Annotated in this window: 15 protein-coding genes; 5 read left to right on the top strand and 10 right to left on the bottom strand. The window is 70.8% G+C overall.

The genetic code is table 11. The annotated features are described in order from the left end of the window. Positions 1-2: 2 nt before the first annotated feature. Positions 3-578 carry a c-type cytochrome gene (locus WMF27_RS15455; protein ID WP_437944218.1) on the bottom strand — a complete coding sequence of 192 codons (576 nt, stop codon included), beginning with the start codon at positions 576-578 and terminating at the stop codon, positions 3-5. An 89-nt stretch (positions 579-667) separates the two neighbouring features. Next, the gene (locus WMF27_RS15450; protein WP_437944217.1) at positions 668-1,627 is read right to left on the bottom strand and encodes a TauD/TfdA dioxygenase family protein; all 960 of its coding nucleotides are present in this window, start codon (positions 1,625-1,627) and stop codon (positions 668-670) included. A 712-nt stretch (positions 1,628-2,339) separates the two neighbouring features. Here WMF27_RS15450 and WMF27_RS15445 point away from each other — a divergent pair. Continuing rightward, positions 2,340-3,521, top strand: coding sequence for a hypothetical protein (locus WMF27_RS15445; RefSeq protein ID WP_437944216.1), 1,182 nt, complete (start codon positions 2,340-2,342; stop codon positions 3,519-3,521). A gap of 406 nt (positions 3,522-3,927) precedes the next feature. On the opposite strand, the gene WMF27_RS15440 is transcribed toward WMF27_RS15445, so the two are convergent. The 7 genes from WMF27_RS15440 to WMF27_RS15410 all read right to left on the bottom strand — a co-directional run bounded on the left by WMF27_RS15440 (position 3,928) and on the right by WMF27_RS15410 (position 14,722). After that, on the bottom strand, positions 3,928-5,511 hold the full coding sequence (locus WMF27_RS15440; protein WP_437944215.1) for a hypothetical protein: 1,584 nt from the start codon (positions 5,509-5,511) through the stop codon (positions 3,928-3,930). A gap of 269 nt (positions 5,512-5,780) precedes the next feature. Continuing rightward, a complete protein-coding gene (locus WMF27_RS15435) occupies positions 5,781-7,829 on the bottom strand; it encodes a rhamnogalacturonan lyase (protein ID WP_437944214.1) in 2,049 nt (682 codons plus the stop codon). A 428-nt stretch (positions 7,830-8,257) separates the two neighbouring features. Next, positions 8,258-9,904, bottom strand: coding sequence for a mechanosensitive ion channel family protein (locus WMF27_RS15430; protein ID WP_437768119.1), 1,647 nt, complete (start codon positions 9,902-9,904; stop codon positions 8,258-8,260). A gap of 185 nt (positions 9,905-10,089) precedes the next feature. Then, positions 10,090-11,391: a 3-phosphoshikimate 1-carboxyvinyltransferase gene (gene aroA / locus WMF27_RS15425; protein ID WP_437768120.1), complete on the bottom strand. Its 1,302-nt coding sequence runs from the start codon at positions 11,389-11,391 to the stop codon at positions 10,090-10,092. 285 nt (positions 11,392-11,676) lie between these two features. Beyond that, positions 11,677-12,591, bottom strand: a complete 915-nt coding sequence (locus tag WMF27_RS15420; RefSeq protein ID WP_437944213.1) for an isoaspartyl peptidase/L-asparaginase — start codon at positions 12,589-12,591, stop codon at positions 11,677-11,679. A 53-nt stretch (positions 12,592-12,644) separates the two neighbouring features. Next, on the bottom strand, positions 12,645-13,205 hold the full coding sequence (locus WMF27_RS15415; protein ID WP_437768122.1) for a hypothetical protein: 561 nt from the start codon (positions 13,203-13,205) through the stop codon (positions 12,645-12,647). A gap of 1,016 nt (positions 13,206-14,221) precedes the next feature. Further along, positions 14,222-14,722 carry a hypothetical protein gene (locus tag WMF27_RS15410; protein WP_437768123.1) on the bottom strand — a complete coding sequence of 167 codons (501 nt, stop codon included), beginning with the start codon at positions 14,720-14,722 and terminating at the stop codon, positions 14,222-14,224. A 380-nt stretch (positions 14,723-15,102) separates the two neighbouring features. On the opposite strand from WMF27_RS15410, the gene WMF27_RS15405 reads away from it, so the two are divergent. The 3 genes from WMF27_RS15405 to WMF27_RS15395 all read left to right on the top strand — a co-directional run bounded on the left by WMF27_RS15405 (position 15,103) and on the right by WMF27_RS15395 (position 20,731). Next, positions 15,103-16,923: a hypothetical protein gene (locus WMF27_RS15405; protein ID WP_437768124.1), complete on the top strand. Its 1,821-nt coding sequence runs from the start codon at positions 15,103-15,105 to the stop codon at positions 16,921-16,923. A gap of 55 nt (positions 16,924-16,978) precedes the next feature. Then, complete coding sequence (locus WMF27_RS15400) at positions 16,979-18,391, top strand: pyridoxal phosphate-dependent aminotransferase (RefSeq protein WP_437769847.1); 1,413 nt, start codon at positions 16,979-16,981, stop codon at positions 18,389-18,391. 90 nt (positions 18,392-18,481) lie between these two features. Further along, on the top strand, positions 18,482-20,731 hold the full coding sequence (locus WMF27_RS15395; protein ID WP_437768125.1) for a protein kinase domain-containing protein: 2,250 nt from the start codon (positions 18,482-18,484) through the stop codon (positions 20,729-20,731). A gap of 58 nt (positions 20,732-20,789) precedes the next feature. Here the strand turns inward: WMF27_RS15395 and WMF27_RS15390 are convergent, their stop codons facing one another. After that, positions 20,790-21,221 (bottom strand): response regulator, encoded by a 432-nt coding sequence (locus WMF27_RS15390; protein WP_437768126.1) that lies wholly within the window; start codon positions 21,219-21,221, stop codon positions 20,790-20,792. Positions 21,222-21,564: 343 nt separating this feature from the next. On the opposite strand from WMF27_RS15390, the gene WMF27_RS15385 reads away from it, so the two are divergent. Beyond that, positions 21,565-22,071, top strand: a complete 507-nt coding sequence (locus WMF27_RS15385; protein ID WP_437768127.1) for a DUF2505 domain-containing protein — start codon at positions 21,565-21,567, stop codon at positions 22,069-22,071. The last annotated feature ends 88 nt before the right edge of the window (positions 22,072-22,159 follow it).

Raw genomic sequence — 22,159 nt, 5'->3', positions numbered from 1 at the left:
CCTCAGGGCAGGACGCGCGTCTCCCGCGCCGCCGACAGCGCCGCGCCGCCGGCCCACGGCTCCACCCGGTCTCCCAGCGAGGCGCGCACCTTCGCGACCTCGTCGCGCGTGATGGCGGGCGCGCTGTTCCCCCAGCTCGACCGCACGTAGGTGAGCACCAGCGCGACGTCCTCGTCCGACAGCGTGACGCCGAGGTTCGGCATCACGTCGTTGTAGAGCGCGCCGTTCACCTCCATCGGGCCGGCGGCGCCGAGCAGCGTGATCCGGATCGGCGTCTCCTTGTCCTCGAGCAGCCACGACGAGCCGGTGAGGGGCGGATAGCGGCCCGGCTTCCCCTCCCCCCTGGCCTGGTGACAGTTGGCGCACGAGCGATAATAGATCTTGCCGCCCTGGGCGAGGTCCTCGTCCGGGACGCCGGAGGCCGCCACGCCGCCCGTCGGCGCCCGGGCGTCCAGCTTCCGGAGGACCATCCACGGCAGCGCGAGCACGCCGAAGGCCACGATCAGCATGATCACCACGACGTGCGCCGTGCTCTGCGCTCCGTCTCGAGCGTCGTCGCGCTTGCTTGTTGGACCCACGGGGTGCTCCTCCGCCGCAGGTGAAGCGCACACGTCCGCGGCCGTCAAGGATCCCCTGACGCCCGCGGACGCGCCTCGGCTCGGCGCGACTACGCGGTCGCCGCAGCCACGGCGACCCCGGCGCCCTCGCTCCTCGCGGCGGCGGCGCGCGGCGCCCTCTTGCGGGTGACGCTGCGCCGGCCGTCGACGCTGACGGGCGCGTCCCCGTCCACCGTCACGCGGCGCACCACGCGGACCTGATCGCCGTAGTCGTTGATCGCGTAGTGCTGCGTGGCGCGGTTGTCCCAGATCGCCACGTCGCCTGCGGCCCAGCGCCAGCGGACGGTGTTCTCGAGGCGCGTGATGTGCTCCTGGAGCACCTGGAAGAGGTGCGCCGAGTCGTGGGACGAGACGCCGAGCAGCCGCTTGACGAAGTGGCCAAGCACGAGCGACCGCTCCCCGGTCTCCGGGTGGACACGCACGACGGGGTGCTCGGTCTCGTACACGGTCGACGTGAACACCTCCTGGTAGCGCCGCACGTCGTCCGCCGACGAGTTCGGCTTCCGCGCCTGGTAGTCGTACTCGTTGCTATGGACCGCCCACAGCGTGTCCGCGAGCGCCCGCAGCGCGGGCGGCAGATCCTGGTACGCGGCGACCGTGTTGGCCCAGACGGTATCGCCGCCGTACGCCGGGATCACGAGCGCCCGGAGGATCGAGGCCCTCGGGTAGGCGTCCACGAACGTGACGTCGGTGTGCCAGGAGTTCGCGCGCCCGCCCTCCCGCGAGTCGAGCTCATGGATGTAATCGGTGCCGTTGACCACGGGCACCGTCGGGTGCGCGACGGGCTTGGCGCCGAACAGCGTGGTGAGCGCCTCCTGCGAGCCGTCGTCGAGGTGGTGCTGGCCCCTGAAGAAGATGACCTTGTATCGCAGCCAGGCTTTCCGGATCTCGCTCACGGTCGCGGCGTCGAGATCGCCGCTGAGGCGCACGCCGCGCACCTCCGCGCCGATCCGGCCGGCGACGGGGACGATCTCGAGGACGTTGTTGCTCTGGTTCTGTGTAGCGCTCATGCGGAGTTCTCCTCGTGGCAGAGAAAAGCGATAAAGATGCTGGAATGGCGTCGCGGTGCGGTGGTCGACTATCGACCTGTCAGCTCAGTGCGACGCCGGCTTGTGTGCGATGGCGAAGAGCCGCTTCCCCTCGATCCGAAAGGTTGTTCTCGGGCGCGCTCGGCGGGCTGACGGCCCGGGCGGCGCGCCGCCGCGCCCTCGGAGCCAGGTCGCTGCTCCGACGCGCGCCGCCTGTCGCATCGCACGCGCCGTGCCAGGCATTTCCACGCGCTTCCGCCGGACTCCGCGCGCCAGGTGCTGCGTCACGAGCACGCGGTCAGCAGCGCCTGCTGCCGAGGCCGCACCGCGCCCGCCGCGACCGCGCGAGCATGGCGCCGGAGCGGCGCAAGAGCGCGGTGGACAGGCCCTGCCGGGTGTCCAGGCCGTGAACGATCCGGCGCTGGACGCGCGGTGTACAGCAAGAGTGGACCATTCGATAGGTTCACCTTTTCTTCAGAGGGCGCCCTGCCCTCATCGGGCTCTGTCGGCCCCACCGCTTCTGTCCGGCCGATCGTCGATTGATCGACGTTCACATCCCTGCAAAGCAGACGACCGGTGACCGGATGAAGCGCGCGGCGCGCGGGCGATGCGCGACGCGGCATGGCGAAGGCGTGACGCCACGCTCCCAAGCGCTCCTCTCCTGTGGCAGACTGGGCGCATGCTTTTTCATGTCGTGAGGAACGGTTCACTCGCCGGCGCGCTGCTGCTCGCGGCGGGATGCAGCTCGGGCGGCGGGCAGGCGCAGCCCGAGGGCGAAGGGGGGTCGGGCGCCACGGTGGGCAGCGGCGGATCGGGCGCGCAAACGAGCGGCGCGGGGGGCGCGGGGGGCGCGGGGGGCGCGAGCTGCGCAGAGTTCGCGATGCCCGCCGACGTGGACTGCGCTGCGCCGCTCGACGGCGTGCTGCCGGTGGACCTGCGCTGTACGGGGCTCTACGGGGACTTCGATCGGCGCGAGCTCGCGTGCGGTGTGCTCGAGTACAAGCCTGCCGCGGAGCTCTGGAGCGACGGCGCCAGGAAGCGGCGCTTCGTGTCGATCCCGAAGGGGCAGCAGGTGGACACGAGCAATCCGGACGCGTTCATCTACCCCGAGGGGACGCAGTTCTGGAAGGAGTTCAGCGTGACGGGCGCGGGCGGCGCGCAGCGCCTCGCGGAGACTCGCCTCCTGCGCAAGATGGCCGCCGGCTGGGTCTACACGAGCTATGTGTGGTCCGAGGACGAGAAGCAGGCGATCCAGATGCAGAACGACTTCGGCGTGACCGATCTCTACGGCACCGGCCACACGGTGCCGAACCGCGATCAGTGCAAGGAGTGCCACGTCGGACGCGCCGACTACGTCCTCGGCTGGGACGCGCTGATGCTCGGCTCTGGCGCCCAGGGGCTCTCGGCCGAGAAGCTGGTCGAGCTCGGCGTGATCGCGGACGCGAGCAATCTCGCCCTCACGATTCCTGGCAACGAGGTGGAGCGCCAGGCGCTCGGCTACCTGCACGCCAACTGCGGCGTGAGCTGTCACAACGACCTGCCCGAGGCGGCGGCCCACGATACGGGCCTGTACCTGCGGCTCGAGGCGAGCGAGCTCGGCGACGTGATGGCCACGGACGCCGCCCGGACGGCCATCAACAAGCGCCCCGCGGAAAACGCGAAGTACGAGGGGCTCCCGAACCCCGACCCCGCCAACTGGTACGACATCCGGCCGGGGGACCCGTCGCGCAGCTTGCTTGTCGCCCGTCAGGTGCTCCGCGGCTTCGAAGGGCAGATGCCGCGCATCGGGACGCACAAGGTCGACGAGACGGGCGTGGAGGTGGTCTCGCGCTGGATCCAGGAGATGAAGGAAAACTACCCGCCGCCTGGACCCTAGAATAGCGATCACGTTGATCGAGCGAGAAATAAACCGCCAAGCGCGCCAAGGACGCCAAGAACAAACCAGAATCTTGGCGCGCTTGGCGGTTCAAATTCCTGTTCTGCCCCTCCCATTTCCCTGGCTTCTTGGCGCCCTTGGCGCCATGGCGGCTTTCTGCCGATCCGGGGCAACTTCCCGCAGCAATGTTAGGATGTGGGAGAGCGCGGCGCGAAGCGTGGTGAACGCCCATGCCACGAGGCGAGCAACGGGATCGATGTGCGGGGTGCCGGGAGGAGGCGGAGCGCCCCCGGGCATGCTCTGACGCCTCGGGGTGCGGGGCGGAGGCGCTGATAGCGCCCCCCGAGCCCCGAATGTCGTCAGGCCGGCAGCTCCGATTCCCGCCGGCCTCAGGCGTTCGCCAGGATCACGTCGGTCCCGGGGCGCCGTCCGCGATCCATTTACGCAAGATCTCGAGCTGCGCCGGGCTGACGGTCGGCCCCCCCGTGCTGGGCGGCATCACGCCCGAGATGCACTGCGCCGTGGAGGACTGCTGGCAACCCGCGGCTTCCGCCTTGCCGGCGGCCTTGAGGTAGAGCCAGCTGTGGTCGGGGTCGCCCGGGACGACGAGCTTGAACTGACCGCCGTCGCGGGAGGGCACGTTGACCAGACCGTCGACGATCTCCTTGGAGCTGAGGCGGCCACCGAGCGAGAGCCCCGCATTGGGGCCCGACTCGGCGTGGCAGCCGCTGCACAGGTTCGTCGCGCTCTCGAAGATGGGCCTCACCTTCTCGTGGAAGTACCCTGACTCCTCCGGCAAAGGCGCATTGGGATCCCTGACATCCTCGGGGTCCAGGTTCTCCTTGATGATCTTGATCTCGGTATCCATCTCGCGACACTGCGCGACGAGATCGTCCTTCAGCTTCTGATCCGTCGGCAACATCCCCTTGGCGCGCCGGTACTTCTCCCACACGTTGTCGATCCAGCCGTGGAGCTTCCAGAACATGTAGTTGTCGATGTTCGCGCTGGTGTTGTTCACACCGTGCGTCGTGTTGCCCGGCCGCGCCCACTTGGCGTGCAGCACGAAGTGGAGACCCACCCACGGCATGTTGGTCGCCCCCGCCAGCTTCTGCCCCACGTTGCACTGAAGCCAGAAGCCGAGCTCGCCTTCGTCCTTGAACCTCGCGAGGTTCTCGGGCTTGTCGATCTCATCACCGATTTTCCCGGCTTCGAGGGCGGCCGCGTCCCAGTTCTTCCACGCGGAGCGCCACTGGGACGGCACATCTTCCGCCTTCGTCGGGAACTTGGTGAAGCCCGTGAACTGCTCTTTATGATTGGGCCAGAGCTGCTGCAGCGCCTGGATCATGTGGCGGTGAAACACGAGAAACTGATAGCCGTCGCCGGCGGTCTGACAGTTCTGATCCTTCGGGACCAGCTGCTTGAATTTGCAGATGCCCACCTTGCTTCCGGCGCCCCCGAAGTTGCAGGCGCGGATCGCGTGCCACTCGACGTGAGCGTCCTGCCACCTGTTTTCATACATCCAGTCCAGGACCTGGGGCTGCACCGTCGTATCGACGATGTCCGGACTGTTGTTGCCGGGCGGAAAGAACTCCGCCGGGCCATCCTTCATGTTGGGATCCGAGTCGCTCGGGTGGGGCATGTACCCGCTCACGCAGTGGTCGTACGCAGGATGGTCGTCCGGACCGCCGCCGACACCGGCGCCTCCAGAGCCCGAGACCGAGCCCGAATCCGCGCCCGTGCTCGCCTGCGAGCCCGCGCCGGTGCCCGCGCCAGAGCCTGAGTTCACGCTCGACTGCGAGCCCGCGCCGCCCGTCCCGCCCGTCACGTCGGGTCCCCCCGCGCCGCCCTCCGACGCGCCGCTCAACGAGTTGCCATCGTCACCGGCGCACGCGCTGAGCAGCAACGCGGCCAGCGCGGCGAGCGTGGCCAGGCCCCGCCGGGACGTACGGAGGTCGGTTGCAGAACCCTGGTTCAGGTCGATAAATCGCATGTCGCTCTCTCAGGCTCTCAGGCCGTTAGGCTCAGTCCGTCAGGCGCAACCCGCCTCGCCTCGGGCAGGTAACACCACTCTACCAGCGCCACGCGAGCTTCGTCAACGGTGTTAACGAGCATACTGTGCTCGTGGATTTATAAACCTTGTGAACGCTCACAGGCAGTCTGTGCAGTGAGGGCGGCCCTTTCGACGCGTGGTGACTCGGTAGCCAGGCCGTGGGCTTTCAGATGTCGAGTCGAGCGAGGCGACTCGCCAGCGCCGGTGTCTCAGCGGACGTGGATATCCGGCTTCGGCGGCGCAGCCATCCCCTCTCCGATATGGAAGCTCGGGTGAGGCGGCTGGTTGTACGCGCCGTTTTGCCACGAGATGGCAACGCGGTACTGCGGATCGTGCATCAAGGTGTAGATCCGGTTCGTCGCGACCTGGTTCGTGGTGAAGATGCGGATGGAATCGCCGCAGCGGAAGATCACCTCTTCACGCCAGTCGCCCAGGATGTCGGCGCTGAGCGTCGGCGTGCTCTTCGTGCCGTTGTTCGAGGTACACCCGGCGGCCGTGAAGTTCCCCCCCTGGCCGTCGGCCTGGCGGATGCCGTTGCCGTCGAGGAGCTCCCGGCTCAGGTCCGCGTCCCACCAGATGAGGAAGTTGCTCGACGCAGGGCGGCTCCCGACGCCCCCGCCGTCCGAGCCGCGCAGCAGCTCGCTGTTGTTGACCCACGCCTCGCTGCCGGGGCTGCGCGGGTCGACGTCCGCCGCCACACCCCGGCCGGGGCCCTCCTCGCCGCCGTTGCCTGGCCCCTTCCAGATGACCTCGCACGTGCGGGCGTCGCGCATGGCGTAGGCGGGCGACTCGCTGCCCTCGTACGGCTGGAACACCTCGAGGCCAGGGCGCGACGGGACGTGATCCGTGACGTGCAGCGCGTCGCCGTGAGCATAGTAGTTCACCGCGCAGAGGCCCTTGCCGTCGTTGTCGAACGTCGCGCCGCCGTTGATGATCTCCTGCTGCGGGTCGTCGTCCACGTTCGCGACGCTGATGGAGTGGCAGCCCTTGCCGCCGAACGCCTCGTTGGCGCGGCTCGAGCTGGAGTCGAACGTCCAGAGGTTCGAGAGCGCGCCGTCGCGGTAGTTCCAGGCCGAGAGCGTCGTGCGCGCGTAATAGCCGCGCCCGAACACCACGCTCGGGCGCCCCGTGTCGTCGAGGAACGCGATCGTGCCGACGAAGCGGTCGACGCGGTTGCCGTAGCACTCGTTGTTGCCCCAGCTGCACACGTCGCCGCGCCCGACCTTGAACTCGGTGGTGGCGAGCTCCGCGCCGGTGTCGCCGGCGAACACGGTGAGGTACTCCGGGCCGGTGAGGATATAGCCGTCGTTGTTGCGGTAATCCTTGGAGTCGTCATCGCCGGCCGCGGGCCCCTTGCTCAGGTACTCGCCCCTCCCGTCGCGCGTCCCCGGCGCCGTCTTGACGGCCACCTCCGCCTTCCCGTCGCCGTCGAGATCGTACACGAGGAACGGCGAGTAATGCGCTCCGGCCCGGATGTTCACGCCGAGATCGATGCGCCAGAGCCGCTTGCCGTCGAGCGAGTAAGCGTCGAGGTAGGTCTTGCCGGTGCGGCCGGCCTTCGAGTTGTCCTGGAGGTTCGACGGATCCCACTTGAGGATGATCTCGTACCGCCCGTCGCCGTCCACGTCTCCCACGCTGCCATCGCCGCTCGAGTACGTGTAGCCGTCCCCTGCGGGCGGCGGTGTCGTCGGGATGGACAGGGCTCCATCCTTCCACACGGGCGCGGACTCCGACTCACCTTGCTCGACGCCGCCGACGACGGGGCGCACGGTGTAGACCGAGCTCGGAGAGCCGCCGCGGTCCACGAGGTTCGTGGAGTCCGTGAGCGGCGCGGCGTTGACCTTGACGCCGTCGCGGTAGACGTTGAACGCGATGTCGTCGGGGTCGTAGCCGAACAGGCGAAAGCCCACGTACGTGCCGCCGTCCGTGGGCACGGCCACGACACCGCGGTCGAGATCTTCCATCTGCGCGAACCCCGTCGGCCCGCCGGCCCCCGCGCCGCCGCTGCCAGTCGCGGCGCTCGTCCCGGCGCCGCCGCTGCCGGACGCGGCGCTCGTCCCGGCGCCGCCGCTGCCGGACGCGGCGCTGGTCCCGGCGCCGCTGCCGCTGCCGCTGGACGCCGCGCCGGTCGCGCCGCTGCCGGTCCCGGCGCCGTCCCCGCCGGCCCCGTCCGAGCCGGCTCCAGGTTCACCGCTCGATCCGCATGCCAGGTGAGCGGTAGCGAGCGCAAAGCAGATCAAGAAAATAGGTCGTCTCATGCATACCTCGCGCGGCCCCTCATCGTCCGGTCGGCGCCTCGCCTCCCGGCCGTGAGCGGAATGGTGGCCTCGTTTCTCACCCAGGTTGTGAGAGCAGGACGAAGTCAGTCACGAGAATTGCACGGGACGCACGATTTCTCGGGCATTGAAAATTTACCGCCATGCGCCTGAGGACAACGGGCTCGACTGGCCCGAGCCCCTTCCGGGTAGCAGGTGCTCGCGCTCGAACGGCTCGCCGCGAGAACGGTTGTGGTGGGGATGGGGATGGCGCTCGCGGCGCTTCTACAGCGGTCTCGTCGGTGATCTTGATATCGAGGTAGAGGCTGCTCTTGCCCTGTTCGGCGAGCGAGCGGCCACCGACGATCCAGTCCCCGGGATCGACGTATGGAGAGGGCGGTCGCGCGAGGCCCGGGCGGCGCGCCGCCGGCTCACGCCGACGCGATCCCCCCCGTCGGGCCCGTGGCGCCCCGCGGCTCGCCCTCTCCCCCGAGCGCCACGCGCGCCCGCGGGAGGTACCGCCCGCCCTCCAGCGACGTCAGCCGCTTGATGAGCCCCTCGCGCACCGCGCAGCGCAGGTCCCAGAGCTTGCCCGCCTCGGAGGACGAGACCAGCGCGCGGAGCGCGATCGTCTGCGCCGTCGCGTCGACCACGACGAGGCCCGCGACCTTCCCGTCCCAGTTCGCGTCGGCGGCGCACAGCCGCGCGACCTCCGCGCGCATCTCGTCGATCGGGACCGTGTAGTCCGCGTGGATAAAGACCGTGCCGAGCAGATCCGGCGACACCTTCGTCCAGTTCTGGAACGGCTTCTCGAGGAAGTAGGTGATCGGCAACACGAGCCGGCGCAGATCCCAGACCTTCACGACCACGAACGTCAGCGTGATCTCCTCGATCCAGCCCCACTCCCCCTCGACGATCACGGTGTCGCCGATGCGGATCGGCTGCGAAAAGGAGAGCTGCAGGCCGGCGAGCAGCGTGGAGATCGACTTCTGCGCCGCGAAGCCGACGACCACGCCGGCGATGCCGGCGGAGGCGAGCAGCGAGACCCCGACCTTCCGGACCACGTCGAACTGGAGGAGCACCAGCGCGACAGCCACCACGCCCACGAGCACGCTGGCGATGCGCCGCAGCATGGCGACGCGGGTCTTGCTGCCCCGGACGAGCGCCGCGTCCGCGGTGCTCGCGGTCACGCGCTCGGTCACCGTGTCGCCGGCGAAGCGCACGAAGCGCGTCGCGAGCCACGCCGTGGCGGCGATGAGGAGGGTCTGGAGGAGCGTGTCGACGACCTCCTGCGCGGGGGCGGCCAGGCGCAGCGGCCTGACGAGGCCGCTCGCGAGCGCCAGCATCAAGAGCGCGCGCAGCGGCGTCTGGATCCCGTCGAGGAGCCGGTCGTCCCACTGCACCTCCGTCCGCCGCACGAACCTGCTGACGGCGACGGAGACGAGGCGGCCGAGCAGCAGGCCGCCGAGCGACGACGCGGCGATCGCCGTCGCGAGGCCGAGCCACTGCCAGGCGGCGAGCCCCAGGAAGCGCACCCGGGAGAGCACCGCCGGCAGCCGCTCGGCGATCGGCCCCGGACCGAACGCCTCGTGGAGCTCGGGCACGGCCGCGACCGTCGCTCGCGAGACGAGCCAGATCCGCGCGCCGCCCGGGCCGCCCGCGCGGCTCAGGACGATCGGGATCGCGGTATCCCCGAGCGGGATGCGCCCGATCTCGTCGCGGCCGGGCCCGTCGGCCGGATCGCCCTCGGGCTCGTCCGAGAGCTCCTCCCACACGTTCCAGAGCCGCTGATCGAGCACGAACGTGAGCTGCGCGGCGAGCTCGGGCCCGCGCTCCGCCTGCGCGGCGCGCGGGATGGCGGACAGGTCGAGCGCGTACGCCGCGACATCGTGGCGCCCCTCGCGCGAGGCGTCGACGAGGAGCCGCAGGGCGCGCCGGGGCGTCGAGCGGTCCGCGTCCGCAGGCGCCAGCGGCAGGCCGTCCTGCGGCCCCGCGGCGGCGCGCGTCGAGATCATGAGCACGGCGACCAGCAGCGCGAGCAGCGCCGCCGTCGCGATCCCCGTTCGGGTTCGCTTCACTTCGTCAATCTCCGGGAACTGGTACCGAGCGCACGGCGGCGGGACACGTGCTCGTCCCGCGCCGAATCGGCCGGGATGCTTCGCGCAGATTGCTTTGAAGTCAAACAAACTCGAGCGTGGCGCGCGCCGGCGCCGGTCCGCCGGGACGGCGGCTCACGCCGGATGCCGATCTCCGCCGACCGCGGTCACCCCGGCCGCGCGCCGCCGCCGACCGCGCTCCGGCACCGCTCGACGTCTTCCCAGAACGTCGGATACGTCTTCGCCACGCAGGCCGGATCCTCGATGGTGATCCCCGGCCGGCACAGCCCCAGGATCGCGAAGCTCATCGCCATGCGGTGGTCGCTGTAGCTGCGCACGAGCGCGGGCGTCAGCGGCCGAGGCTCGATGCGGAGCCAGTCGTCGCCGTGGGTCACCTCCTGGCCGAGGCGGCGGAGCTCCGCGACCGTGGCGGCGAGGCGGTCCGTCTCCTTGATCCGGATGTTCGCCACGTTCCGGATCGTCGTCGGTCCCTCGAGGAGCGGAGCGATCGCGGCCAGCGTCATCACGGTGTCCGAGATGTGGTGCATGTCGACGTCGATGCCGCGCAGGCGCCCGTCGCTGCGCACGGTGGTGGCATCGGCCTGCCGGCTCACGCGCGCGCCGGCCTGCTCCAGGAGCTCGACGAACCGGTAGTCTCCCTGCAACGCCCCCTCGGCGAGGCCGGGCACGGTGATGGATCCGCCCGCGGCCGCGGCGAGCGCGAACGGATAGCTCGCGGACGACGCGTCGGGCTCGATCGGGTACGCCCGCGGGCGGTACCCCGCGGCGGGATGGACCGTGAACCCGCCCGCGGCCTCGTCGATGCGACCGCCGAAATCCGCGACCATGCGCCGCGTGATCTCGACGTAGGGGCGACTGACCAGCTCGCCGGCCACGCGCAGGTCGATGGCGGCGTCGGCGAAGGGGCCTGCCATCATCACCGCAGAGAAGTACTGGCTGGAGCGATCGCCGCGCATCGTCAGCGTGCCGCCCTTCAGCCGGCCGCCCCGGATCCGGAGCGGCGGACACCCGGTCGCGCACGCCACGTCCGCCCCGAGCTGCCTCAGGCCGTCGACCAGATCGGCGATCGGCCGCTTGGCCATGTGCTCGTCGCCGACCAGCACCACCTCCCCCGGCACGAGGCACGCGAGCGCCGCGAGGAACCGCACCGTGGTGCCGCTGTTCCCGACGAACAGCTCGCGCCCCGGCGCGCGCAGCCGGCCCCGCCCTCCCTTCACCACCAGCGTGTGCGGCCCGGCGTCCTCGATCCCGATCCCCAGCGCTTCCAGGGCGGACCGCATGTGCCGCGTGTCGTCGCTGTGGAGCACCCCCTCCAGCGTGCTCTCACCGTCGGCGAGCGCAGCCAGCACGAGCGCGCGGTTCGTGATGCTCTTCGAGCCAGGGACCCGCCAGATCAGATCCGGCGGCGAGGACAGCGGGGTGATGGGCAGAGGACCGGCAGGGATCATGGGGGCGGCGGACTATAGCGGGGCGCTTCTTCGTGCGCCACGGGCTCACCGCGTCGAACTCCGCCTGATGGTCTGTCTGGACGGCGATCATCAGGCCGCCTCGCCGTGCATGACGCCCCATGATCCGACGCGCGCGACAGCGCCGCGGCTCGGTTGCGAACACCCCAGCTCAGGACGAACGCGGGTTGACAGTGAGGCTCACGAGCGCACACGCGAGAGCGCCCGGGGCGTCACGTGACGAACAGTGACCATGGAATACCTGGGGGGGTCTCTGTCAAAAACAATTCACACACCGCTCTCCTCGCCCCAATCGCCGACCGCTGCCCACGACATGGTCGCGGTCGAGCGCGCCAGCCCGAACCGCCCAGTCCGATCGAGCGCGATGACGCCCCCTGTGGTGTCGAGGCGCTCCGCCAGGTGCGCGATGATCCCGCTCGCCGCGTCGACCGCGCCGACGCCGGCGCGCATCCGCTCCACGGCCGAGTGCGCCACGGCGAGCCGGATCATCCCCTCGCCGTGGCCGGTCGTCGACACGGCCCCGGCCTCGTCGTCAGCGTACGTCCCTGCCCCGATGAGGGGCGAGTCCCCCACCCGCCCGACCCGCTTGTTGACCGTGCCGCCCGTGCTCGTCGCCGCGGCGGTGAGCCCGCCCTCGTCGAGCGCCACCGCGCCGACCGTGTTGCCCGCCCAGGAGGTCGCGCGGATGCCTTGCTGGGCCGCCGCGAGCGCCTCCCGGGCCGCCTGCGTGATGAGCGCCGCCTCGCCCACGGGCGTGAACCCCTTCATCCGCGCGAACCGCGCGGCGCCGTGCGCGGCGTACAGCACGTGCCGGCCGTCCTCCAGCGCCGCGCGCGCGATCGCGATCGGCTCGGCGAACTCCGAGAGCGCGCAGACCGCGCCGGCCCTGAGCCCGCGGCCCTCCATGATCGACGCGTCGAGCTCGACGTGGCCCTCCTCGTTGAGGCACGCGCCCGTGCCCGCGTTGAAGAGCGGATCGTCCTCGAGGACGCGCACCGCGCGCTCGACCGCGTCGAGCGCGCTCCCTCCCTCGGAGAGCACGCGCGCTCCCTCGCGCGCCGCGCGGAGGCACCCCGCCGCATGCAGCGGCCGCCGCTCCGGAGCGACGTTGCCCGCGCCGCCGTGGACCAGGACGGTGCGCCGCCCGCCGCGCCCGCCCAGAGAATGGATGACGTGCTTCACGACCGTGGCACCCTACCGCGGCGCGCGCCGGGAGGTCCACGCCCACCCGACGCTCACTCGGGCGGGAGCGCGCTCCGCTTGGCCTTGAGCTCGTAGGCCATGCCGCACGGCAGCGCCGCGAGCACCGGCGCGACGCTGAGCTCGCCGGCGACGAGGTCCTCGCACCGAGACCCCGCCGTGGGCACGAACTCGAAGGACATCGTCGCCTTGAACCCCGCGACGTCATCCCCTCTGCCGCCGAGCTGCCCGAGCGCCCGGTCGCGGCGCTCGAGGGAGCACGGCGGCCCCGGCGGCGCGTCGCCGGCGCGCATGTCCACCACCACGCGCCCGCCGATCGAGAAGCTCACGTCGTCGTCGTCGATGACGCCTGCGATCACGCTGGCGCCGTTGTTCCAGTACAGGGCGCCGTCGCCGCGCGCGAGCTCGACGTCGAACTCCCACAGGCGCTTCGCGCCGAGCGCCCCCTCCCCGCACGTGTTCGCCGTCTGTGTCCCCACCACGTGGAACGCGCCGAGCGCGGTCCCCCGCTCCGGCGCCTCCCGATCTCCGAAGGCGTCGGCGCACGCTGGAAGCAGGGGCAACGCCGGCAGCATCGCGAGCAGCAGCATCCGCATCGAGCCCGCGTACCAGACGGGCACGGCGCAGGACAAAAAAGCGCTCGCGGGCAATGGAAATAAAAACGGGTCGGGTGCTTCGCTCGCACCCGACCCGTCCCGTGGGCCTCTACCGGAGGCCTTCTGGACCCCGCTTGATCCCGCCTGTGCGGCGCCACCCCTGTCCCATCGCGACGAGCGTTCAGCCCCGGAGCGCCGGTGAGAATCGTTGCCGGAAGACCTGAGTCTTCCTCGATTCCCTCTCTGCCGGCTTCGCGGAGGTCGCGATGGCAGTCAACAGGTTATCGAGCGCCGGACCTGGCCGAGCGCGGTAGCGTTTTGCAAGGCCCCGATGACCCTGCGTCCACGCTCCACGAGGGTCAGCCGTTCCCAGCCTCCGGTATAGAAGAGCCACTGGTACTGTGCATGGTGTCCATCCCTCCTCCGGCTTGCCGGCACCCCGCGCCGGATCGAAAGAGATCGTCCGGCATGGCAAGGGTGTTCGATTGCGGATCAGCGGAGAGCCCGCCGATCTGGTGTCGCCCCCGGCACCGTGGTGCTCCACGGCAGGACCATCCTGGAGCTGATGCTCCGTCCGAGGCCGAGGACCAGCGTATCACCGCTGTTCAGGCGAGCAAGGGGCTCACGCACCGAAACATCGAAAGCGACTCTCTTCCATTCCATCCATGTCCACCCACGGGTCCACCCACGGGCCACGGGTCCACCCACGGTCCGCAGGGCCCCACCGCTCCCACCGCGTCTCGCAGCACAGCCGGGCAGGCGGCGTTCGTCGTTCGACATCATCGCACGCACGTCGCACGTCGCACGCCGCACGCCGCACGCGGCCAGGCAGGCGTCACCGGACGATCAACCAGGCAGGGCGAGGTGCAAGGCGCGTCTCGGCAGGACGAGGCGCAGCGCGCTCCAGCGAGACGACGTGCCGGACGCAAGCGCGTGGCTACCGGAACAGGTCCGGTGGAACAACGTCGAGGACGTCGCGCGGCGGATCAGCGCGCCATGACCGGGCCCCGCGCGCGTCAGACGTGCGCGAACCAGCTCGCCTCCTCGCCCTCCGGCAGCGCCGTGGCGAGGACCGCTAGCATCGCGTCGATCTCTTCCTTCGTGTGGACCCCGCTGCGCAGGATGGCCGCCGGGCCGTCGACCCCGGGCACCACGACCGACTCCACCGCGAGCGCTGTGTCGACTCCATAGCCGTAGGACGCCAGCGTCACGACCGCGGTGGCTTCGCGGTCGTCGAGCAGCCGGCGGATCGTCAGCGTGCGGCGCACGCGCTCGCTGTCCTCGGCCCACGACGCGAGCCACGCGCGCGCCGCCTCGTCGAGGCCGACGAGCACGAGCTGCGCGGGAGGCAGCGCGTCAGGATCGGCCGCGGCGACGGCGGCGCGGTGGAAGCCCCGCACCTCCCGGCACCAGAACGGCGGCGCGCCGTCGACCCGGACGAGAAAACCGTAGGGACCGCGGGCCCCCTCTCGCTCCGAGCCCCCCGAAGAAGCGGAAGAGAAACTGTCGTTCGACACGAAGGGAGACGATACACGAGCTCTGCTCGGCGGAGGAAGCCCGCTCAATTGCGCAGCACGTCGAGACGACACGGCTCCGCCCCGGTCACACCTGTCACACGCACGCCGCCTGGGTACGCTCGCCGATGCCCATGGCGGCAACAACGAGAACGCCACACTCCCGGGATTTCGGCTAAGGTGGCGCCGCCTCCCCCGTGGAGCCCGTCCGGGACGGGGTGCGTCCTGCACCTACGGCGTCGCCCCGACCGACGGGCTCCAGCCCGCAGCGACGGGTCGGGGCGGCAGCAGCGCCCGACGCCGGGCGCGCTGCCGCGGAAGGCCGGCGAAGAGGCCCGCCGGCGCGTCCCGCGTCACCTCGATCCCGATCCGAACCGCAGGCAATGAAGCTCACGTCACAACAAGTCATCGAGATCGTCATCGCGCTCTGCGCCTACTTCGGCGTCGCGTTCGCGCTCAACTGGTTCGCCCCGTCGCGGCTCCGCGTGCTCGCGCGGTACAGCACGGTCGCCGCGGGCGTCGCGCTCTTCTTCTATGGTCTGGACCGGTACATCGACGAGCACGCCCGCGCCGTGGACATGGCGAAGGTGGCGATCGCGATGGGCGCCGCGCTCTGCGTCTTCTACGAGACGCACCGCGAGGGGATGCGCCGGCCGATCGCGGAGCGCTGGAAGCGGTTCGCCGGCGTGGCGCTCGGTATCGCCGCCATCATCGCGTACTTCAACGGCTTCCGCTTCGGCTATGCCAAGTATTACCACCGCTGGGATCAGTTCCATTATTACATGGGGGCCAAGTACTTCCCGGAGATGGGGTACGACGGCCTCTACAAATGCGCGCTGATCGCGCAGGACGAGCTGGGGCTCGTCACGTACACGAACGAGGACACCGGGCGGCAGGTCAAGCTGGACATGGCGAAGGAGGTGCGCCACCCGGACAAGAAGATCCGGAACCTCGGTGGCGACAACCTCCTCATGCCGGCGAGCGAGGTGCTCAGCACGCCCGAGATGTGCAAGGCGCACTTCGCACCGGAGCGCTGGGACGCGTTCAAGGCCGACGTGCAGTTCTTCCGGACAGCCTCGGACAAGGGCTACTGGGAGGACATGCAGAAGGACCACGGCTACAACCCGCCGCCGGTCTGGACGATCATGGGTAAGTTCTGGGCGGACCTCCAGCCGGCCAGCACCCGCTACCTCCAGTTCCTCGCCAGCTTCGATATTTTCTATCTGCTCGGGATGTTCGCCGCCCTCTACTGGGCCTTCGGATGGCGGGTCTTCGCCGTCGCGGCGATCTTCTGGGGCTGCCAGTCGTCGGCGCCTTTCTACTGGACAGGCGGCGCGTTCCTCCGGCAGGACTGGCTCTTCTACCTGGTCCTCTCGGCCTGCCTCATCCGGAAGCGCTACTTCAAGCTCGCGGGCGCGAGCATGGTCTACGCGGGCCTCCTGCGCATCTTCCCGGGCCTGCCCGTGATCGGCTGGCTCACCGTCGCCGGGATTCACCTCGTCCGCCACAAGCGCATGGCGAGGTCGCACGTGCAGGTGCTGATCGGCGGCGTGCTCGCGGCCGCCGTGCTCATTCCGGTGAGCATGAAGGTCTCGGGCACGGACTCGTACCGGCAGTTCTACGAGCACACGCTCAAGGTGCACGACCAGACGCCGCTGACGAACCACATGGGCCTCCGCGTGCTCGTCGGCCACGAGCCCGGTACGGGCGTCGAGTCCGGCCGCATGAAGTACACGAAGGACACGAAGCTCGTCGATCCGTTCGAGGTCTGGAAGCGGATGCGCAACGAGCGCTACGCGAAATACCGCTGGATCGCCTACGGGATCATCGCCGCGAGCCTGGCGGGCTTCGTCTACGTGTGCCGGCGGGTCCGCTCGCTGTGGGTGGCCCAGTGCCTCGCCCAGATCTTCGTCATCCTGCTCTCGCAGCTCACCTGTTATTACTATTCATTCATGATCTTGAGCGCGCCGCTCACCCGGGTGAAGCGCCAGATCGAGGTGCCCCTGTTCGGCCTGGCGGCGCTCAGCCAGTTCATCTGGATCACGTTCAACTACAACGACGACAAGTACACGGTGCTCACCGCTGTCTCACTCGCCTTCTGCTATTACCTGCTCTGGATCTTCTCGGGTAAGACGATGCCGTGGGCGCGGCAGCCCGAACCGGCGAGCGAGGACAGCGGAAAGCCGACGGCCCAGCAGGCCTGAGGCGCTCGCCTCCTGCGGGGCGCCACGGCAGTGCCTTCATGCCTGGAAATAGATGATGATAGAAGCAGAGCGAGAGCATCCCGACGAGCGAAGCGACCTCCAGGAAAGCGAGGCCCGGCCGAGCGATCTTGGGGCGGCGGCCGACCGGGGGAACACGCCGGCCCCGCCGCGCGGCGACGACCGGGCGGTCCACGCTTTCCGGAAGGTCCCGCGGACGGGCGTCATCTATGTGACGACCGAGGCCGCGCGCCTCGGCTTCAACCCGGGTCGGGACGCCGCGTCCGCGGGCGCCGACGAGGGGACGGACGGCTGGTGCAACCTCGGGCAGGGCCAGCCGGAGACGGGCCCGCTCCCGGGCGCGCCCGCGCGCTGCGCGGCGGTGCCGATCTCCGGAGACGACCAGGAATACGCGCCCGTGGCCGGCCTCTGGGAGCTGCGCGAGGCGATCGCGTCGCTCTACAACCGCGCGTACCGGCGGGGCATGCCGTCGCGCTACACGGCCGAGAACGTGGCGGTGTCGGGCGGGGGTCGCATCGCCCTCACCCGCGCCGCGGCGGCGCTCGGGCAGATCAACCTCGGCCACTTCCTCCCCGATTACACCGCGTACGAGGAGCTGCTCGACGTCTTCCGGCTGTTCTCGCCGATCCCGATCCTGCTCGAGGGAGAGCGCGGCTACTCGTTCTCCGTCGGCGACCTGCGCCGCGAGATCCTGGGCCGCGGCCTGAGCGCGATCCTCGCCTCGAACCCCTGCAACCCGACCGGGAAGCACGTGCGCGGCGAGGAGCTCGCCGCCTGGGTCCGCACCGCGAAGGAGCTCGATTGCGCGCTCCTGCTCGACGAGTTCTACTCCCACTACATCTACGGGATGGGCGACGTGGCCCCGATGGAGAGCGCCGCACGCTACGTCGAGGAGGTCGACCGCGATCCGGTCGTGATCTTCGACGGCCTGACCAAGAACTGGCGCTACCCCGGCTGGCGCGTCACGTGGACGCTGGGGCCGCGCGAGGTCATCGAGGCGGTGGCGAGCGCCGGCAGCTTCCTCGACGGCGGCGGCTCCAAGCCGATGCAGCGCGCCGCGGCAGAGCTGCTCACCATCGAGCACACCCGCGCCGAGACGACGGCCATCCACCGGACGTTCTCGCACAAGCGTGGGATCATGCTCGAGGGGCTGCGCAGGATCGGCGTCACGGTCGACGCGGAGCCCGAGGGCACGTTCTACGTGTGGGGCTCGGTCGCGGATCTGCCCCCGGGGCTCTCCGACGGCTACGGCTTCTTCCGGGCGGCCCTCGGGGAGCGGATCATCGTCGTGCCGGGCGAGTTCTTCGACGTCAACCCCGGCAAGCGCCGGGCGGGGCGGCCGTCGCGGTTCCGCCACCACGTCCGCTTTTCTTTCGGCCCGAGCGAGGACGTCCTCGTCCGGGCGCTCGGGCGGCTCGAACGCATGGTAGGCGAGCGTCGCCGGGCCTGACACCGGCGGCGCCGCGCAGGGGAGCGGGAAGACGGGGCCGAGCGCCAGGTCTTGTCGCGCTGCACGTCTTCCGACATGGTGGGGGAGCGCGTGGCCAAAGATCCGTGGAGTGATTGGAACGACGACGACCCCGGTAACTTCCAGCCGGGCGATACGATCGGCCCCTACGAGCTGCTGTTCCCGGCAGCCGTGGGCGGCATGGCCGCCGTGTGGGCTGCGCGGCTCAGGCGGCCCAACGGCTCCGTCCAGATCGTCGCCGTCAAGCTGCTGTCGGACGCGATGCGCGGGGATGACGACGCGCGGGCGATGTTCCTCGACGAGGCGTGCACCGCGTCGCGGATCCTCCACCCGAACGTCGTGCACATCCTCGCGTACGGCGAGGTCCGCGACCGGCCGTACCTCGCGATGGAGTGGATCGACGGCGCCCCGATCGCGAAGATCTTCTCGAACCAGAAGGCGAAGCGCGCGCTCCTGCCGCTCGGCTGGGTGCTCCACGTGATGATCGACGCGTGCGCCGGGCTGCACGCGGCGCACGAGGTCCGCGACGACACGGGCGAGCTCCTCAACCTGATCCACCGCGACGTCACGCCCGAGAACGTGATGGTGACGTTCGACGGCATGGTCAAGGTCGTCGACTTCGGCGTCGCGAAGACGCGGGCGCGCGCGCAGACCAGCCGCGTCGGCGCGATCAAGGGCAAGACCGGGTATTTCTCGCCCGAGCAGGTCATGGGCGGGGCGCTCGACCGCCGCAGCGATCTCTTCTCGATGGGCGTGCTGCTCTACCTGCTGGTGACGGGCCACACGCCGTTCCGCGGCAAGGGCCCGCTGGAGGCGATGCAGCAGATCGCCAACCGCAACCCGCAGCCGCCGCGCGAGATCATGCCCGAGGTCCACCCGGAGCTCGACCGCATCATCATGCGGGCGCTCGCCAAGAACCCGAACGAGCGGTACCAGACGGCCGCCGAGCTGCGCCGCGATCTCGAGCAGGTGAGCGCCGCGGTCCGCGAGAGCTACACCGACAAACAGGTGGGCCAGCTCGTCCGCGATCTGCTCCCCGGGGTCGCCGAGGCGCGCAAGGAGCGGATCGATCAGGCGCTCGACGAGCTCGACCGGATCCTCGCCGAGCGCGCCCACCCTCAGAAGCCGCAGGCCTCGCGCCCCGAGGACGCGACCGAGGTGATGCTGCGGCGCATCTCCATGCTGCCGATCCTGCAGGACGGCCCGGAGGCGACGGAGGGCGGGGGCGCGGCCGACGCGGCGCCGCCCTCGTCCCCGGCAGGCCCCGCGAGCTCGCGCATGTCGGGGCCGGCAAGCTCGCGCATGTCGGGGCCGGCAAGCTCGCGCATGTCGGGGCCGGCAAGCTCGCGCATGTCGGGGCCGGCAAGCTCGCGCATGCCGGCGCCGACGAGCCCGCGCCGCGCGAACGCCGACCCGATGCGCAAGTCGAATCCGGACGCGACGCGCAAATCGACCCCGGATGCGACCCGCAAGTCGAACCCCGACGGCGCAGGCTCGCCGCTCGATTTCCCGGCGGGGCTTTCGCCGCTGCCGCTGCTCCCGCCGCCGCTGCACGTGGGGCCGCCGGTGCCCCCGGGGCCGGCGGCTTACGCCGGTCCGGCGGCGCACGCGAGCGGCCCCACGGGCGCTGTCGCGTCCGCGCCCGAGCGCCGCGCGTCCCCTCCCGCGAAGGGGTCCTTCGTCCGCGTGGCGTTGCTCGCGCTGATCGTCCTGGGCGTGGTCGCGGCCGTTGCGTTCGTGCTGCTCGCGCGTTCCGGCCGCATGCGGCTCGGCGGTGCGGCGGTGCCCTCCGCCAGCCCCAGCGCGTCCGCGCCGACGGTGCAAGCGCCCGATGCCGGCGCCGATGTCGCGGCAAAGCCGGACGCGGCAGCGACGGCGTCGACGGTCGCGGGCGACGCCGTCGCGGACGCCGCGGCCCCGACCGACGCAGCCGCGGCCGAGCTGATCGCCGACGCGGCCGCCCCCGTCGACGCGGCCGCCCCGGCCGACGCGGCCGCGGATGCCGCGGTGCCCGCCGATGCAGCCACCGCTCTCCCGAGCGGGCAGCCGGCGTACGTCCCCGGCGCCGCACCCGCGCCGGGGGCGCCCGCCGCACCCGCGCCGGGGGCGCCGTACCCGGGCTCCTCGGTCACCCCTGCGCCGCGCGTCCCAGGGCCCCTGCCCACGCCGTCCGTCACCGGGTGGCCTCCGCCACGGCCCGCGAGCCAGCCCGGGCTGCCGGCGACTCCGCCCGCCTCCACGCTGCCGCGCGGGCCCGTCCCCGGGCAGGCGCCGCCGCGGCCGCGGCCCGCTGCGCCCCCCCTCGACCTGGCGCCGCGGTAGCGCCTTCGGACCGGGCGCGGCTGCCTCCCCCGCAGCCCGCGCGGCCGGCGCATCGCGCTCAGTCGTCCTTCGGCTCCTCGGGCTGCGCCTCGTCGGGCGGCGGGGGCGGGGTGGCGCGGGCCGCAGCTTTCTTCAGCGACGACTCCGCGAGCGACACCAGCATGGCGAGGTTCACCGGCTTCGAGAGCAGGAAGATCGCGTGCCGTCGCAGCGCGCGGATGCGAGCCTGCTGCGACTCATCGGCCGTCACGACGAAGACGGGCGTGTCCCGGTTCAGCGCTCCCTTGGCCGAGAGCGACTCGAGCACGCTGAAGCCGTCGATCAGCGGCATGTGCAGGTCGAGCACCACGAGATCGAACTTGCGCGCGGAGAGCCGGCGCAGCGCCGGCGCGCCGCCGTTCGCCTCCTCGACGTCGCCCAGCGTGCGGAGCGAACGCGCAAACATGGCTCGGATCGCGGCGTCGTCGTCGATGACGAGGATGCACGTCACAGCGTCATGATCGCACGGAGGCAGAAGCGCTGGAAGCCCGCCGCCGGCCCCCGCATCGCCCGGAGCGCGCGTACGCAACCGTGCGCAGCGCCGGTCTCCAACTCGCGGCGTCGCCTCCAACCCGGCGGCTGCTCCGCGCCCCCGCGTCCGCCTGCGCTCGGCGTGACCGCGCGCGCAACGCGATCGGGGCGACGAGCGCCCGGCGCGCGCAACGCAGACGGACGCGTCGGCAGCGTAGATCCCGTGTTCAGCGGTCCCGGCCGAGACATGGACGCCACGTACGGGCTGCGGTACACGCGGAGCTGGACGTCATCGACCCCGCGCACCGCAAAGGAACGATCCCATGGGCAAGTTCACCCTCACACACGAGATCAACTGCAACCTCGAGACGTTCTGGAAGCTGTTCCTGGACAAGACATTCAACGAGGAGCTCTACAGGAAGGAGCTCGGTTTCCCCGAGTTCACGATCACGGAGCAGGTCGAGACGGCGACGGAGATCATCCGGAGGTCGGCCGGGAAGCCGAAGATGAATTTGCCCGGCCCCGTCGAGAAGCTGCTCGGCTCCGGGTTCCGCTACACCGAAGAGGGCAGGCTGAACAAGGCGACGAACGTGTGGACCTTCAAGCTGACGCCAAGCACCCTGGCCGACAAGATGCGCAACGAGGGCGTGGTGCGCGCCGAGGCCATCGGCGACAACAAGGTGCGTCGGATCGCCGAGATCACGATCGAAGCGAAGGTGTTCGGCGTCGGCGGCATGCTCGAGAACAGCGCCGAGAAGGAGCTGCGGCAAGGGTGGGAGGTCAGCGCGGTCTTCATGAACAAGTGGATCGCCCAGGGCAAAACGGCCTAGCCGGGCGGGCGGCGATCGGCCGTTCCCTGCCGCTCACCCCCCGGGGCGCCTGACGCCGGCGCTGCCCGACGAACGGACGGCGACGCCG

The sequence above is a fragment of the Sorangium sp. So ce281 genome (genome assembly GCF_051527395.1).
In the GTDB taxonomy this organism is placed as follows: domain Bacteria; phylum Myxococcota_A; class Polyangia; order Polyangiales; family Polyangiaceae; genus Sorangium; species Sorangium cellulosum_B.
Note: the sequence above shows the minus strand (reverse complement) of the source record. Positions and strands in the feature narration are given on the sequence as shown.

Excerpts from the sequence above, each read along its gene's own strand:
- WMF27_RS15450 (WP_437944217.1), bottom strand. The coding sequence starts at position 1,627 with ATGAGCGCTACACAGAACCAGAGCAACAACGTCCTCGAGATCGTCCCC.
- WMF27_RS15440 (WP_437944215.1), bottom strand. The coding sequence starts at position 5,511 with ATGCGATTTATCGACCTGAACCAGGGTTCTGCAACCGACCTCCGTACG.
- WMF27_RS15435 (WP_437944214.1), bottom strand. The coding sequence starts at position 7,829 with ATGAGACGACCTATTTTCTTGATCTGCTTTGCGCTCGCTACCGCTCAC.
- aroA (WP_437768120.1), bottom strand. The coding sequence starts at position 11,391 with ATGATCCCTGCCGGTCCTCTGCCCATCACCCCGCTGTCCTCGCCGCCG.
- WMF27_RS15415 (WP_437768122.1), bottom strand. The coding sequence starts at position 13,205 with ATGCGGATGCTGCTGCTCGCGATGCTGCCGGCGTTGCCCCTGCTTCCA.
- WMF27_RS15405 (WP_437768124.1), top strand. The coding sequence starts at position 15,103 with ATGAAGCTCACGTCACAACAAGTCATCGAGATCGTCATCGCGCTCTGC.
- WMF27_RS15400 (WP_437769847.1), top strand. The coding sequence starts at position 16,979 with ATGATAGAAGCAGAGCGAGAGCATCCCGACGAGCGAAGCGACCTCCAG.
- WMF27_RS15385 (WP_437768127.1), top strand. The coding sequence starts at position 21,565 with ATGGGCAAGTTCACCCTCACACACGAGATCAACTGCAACCTCGAGACG.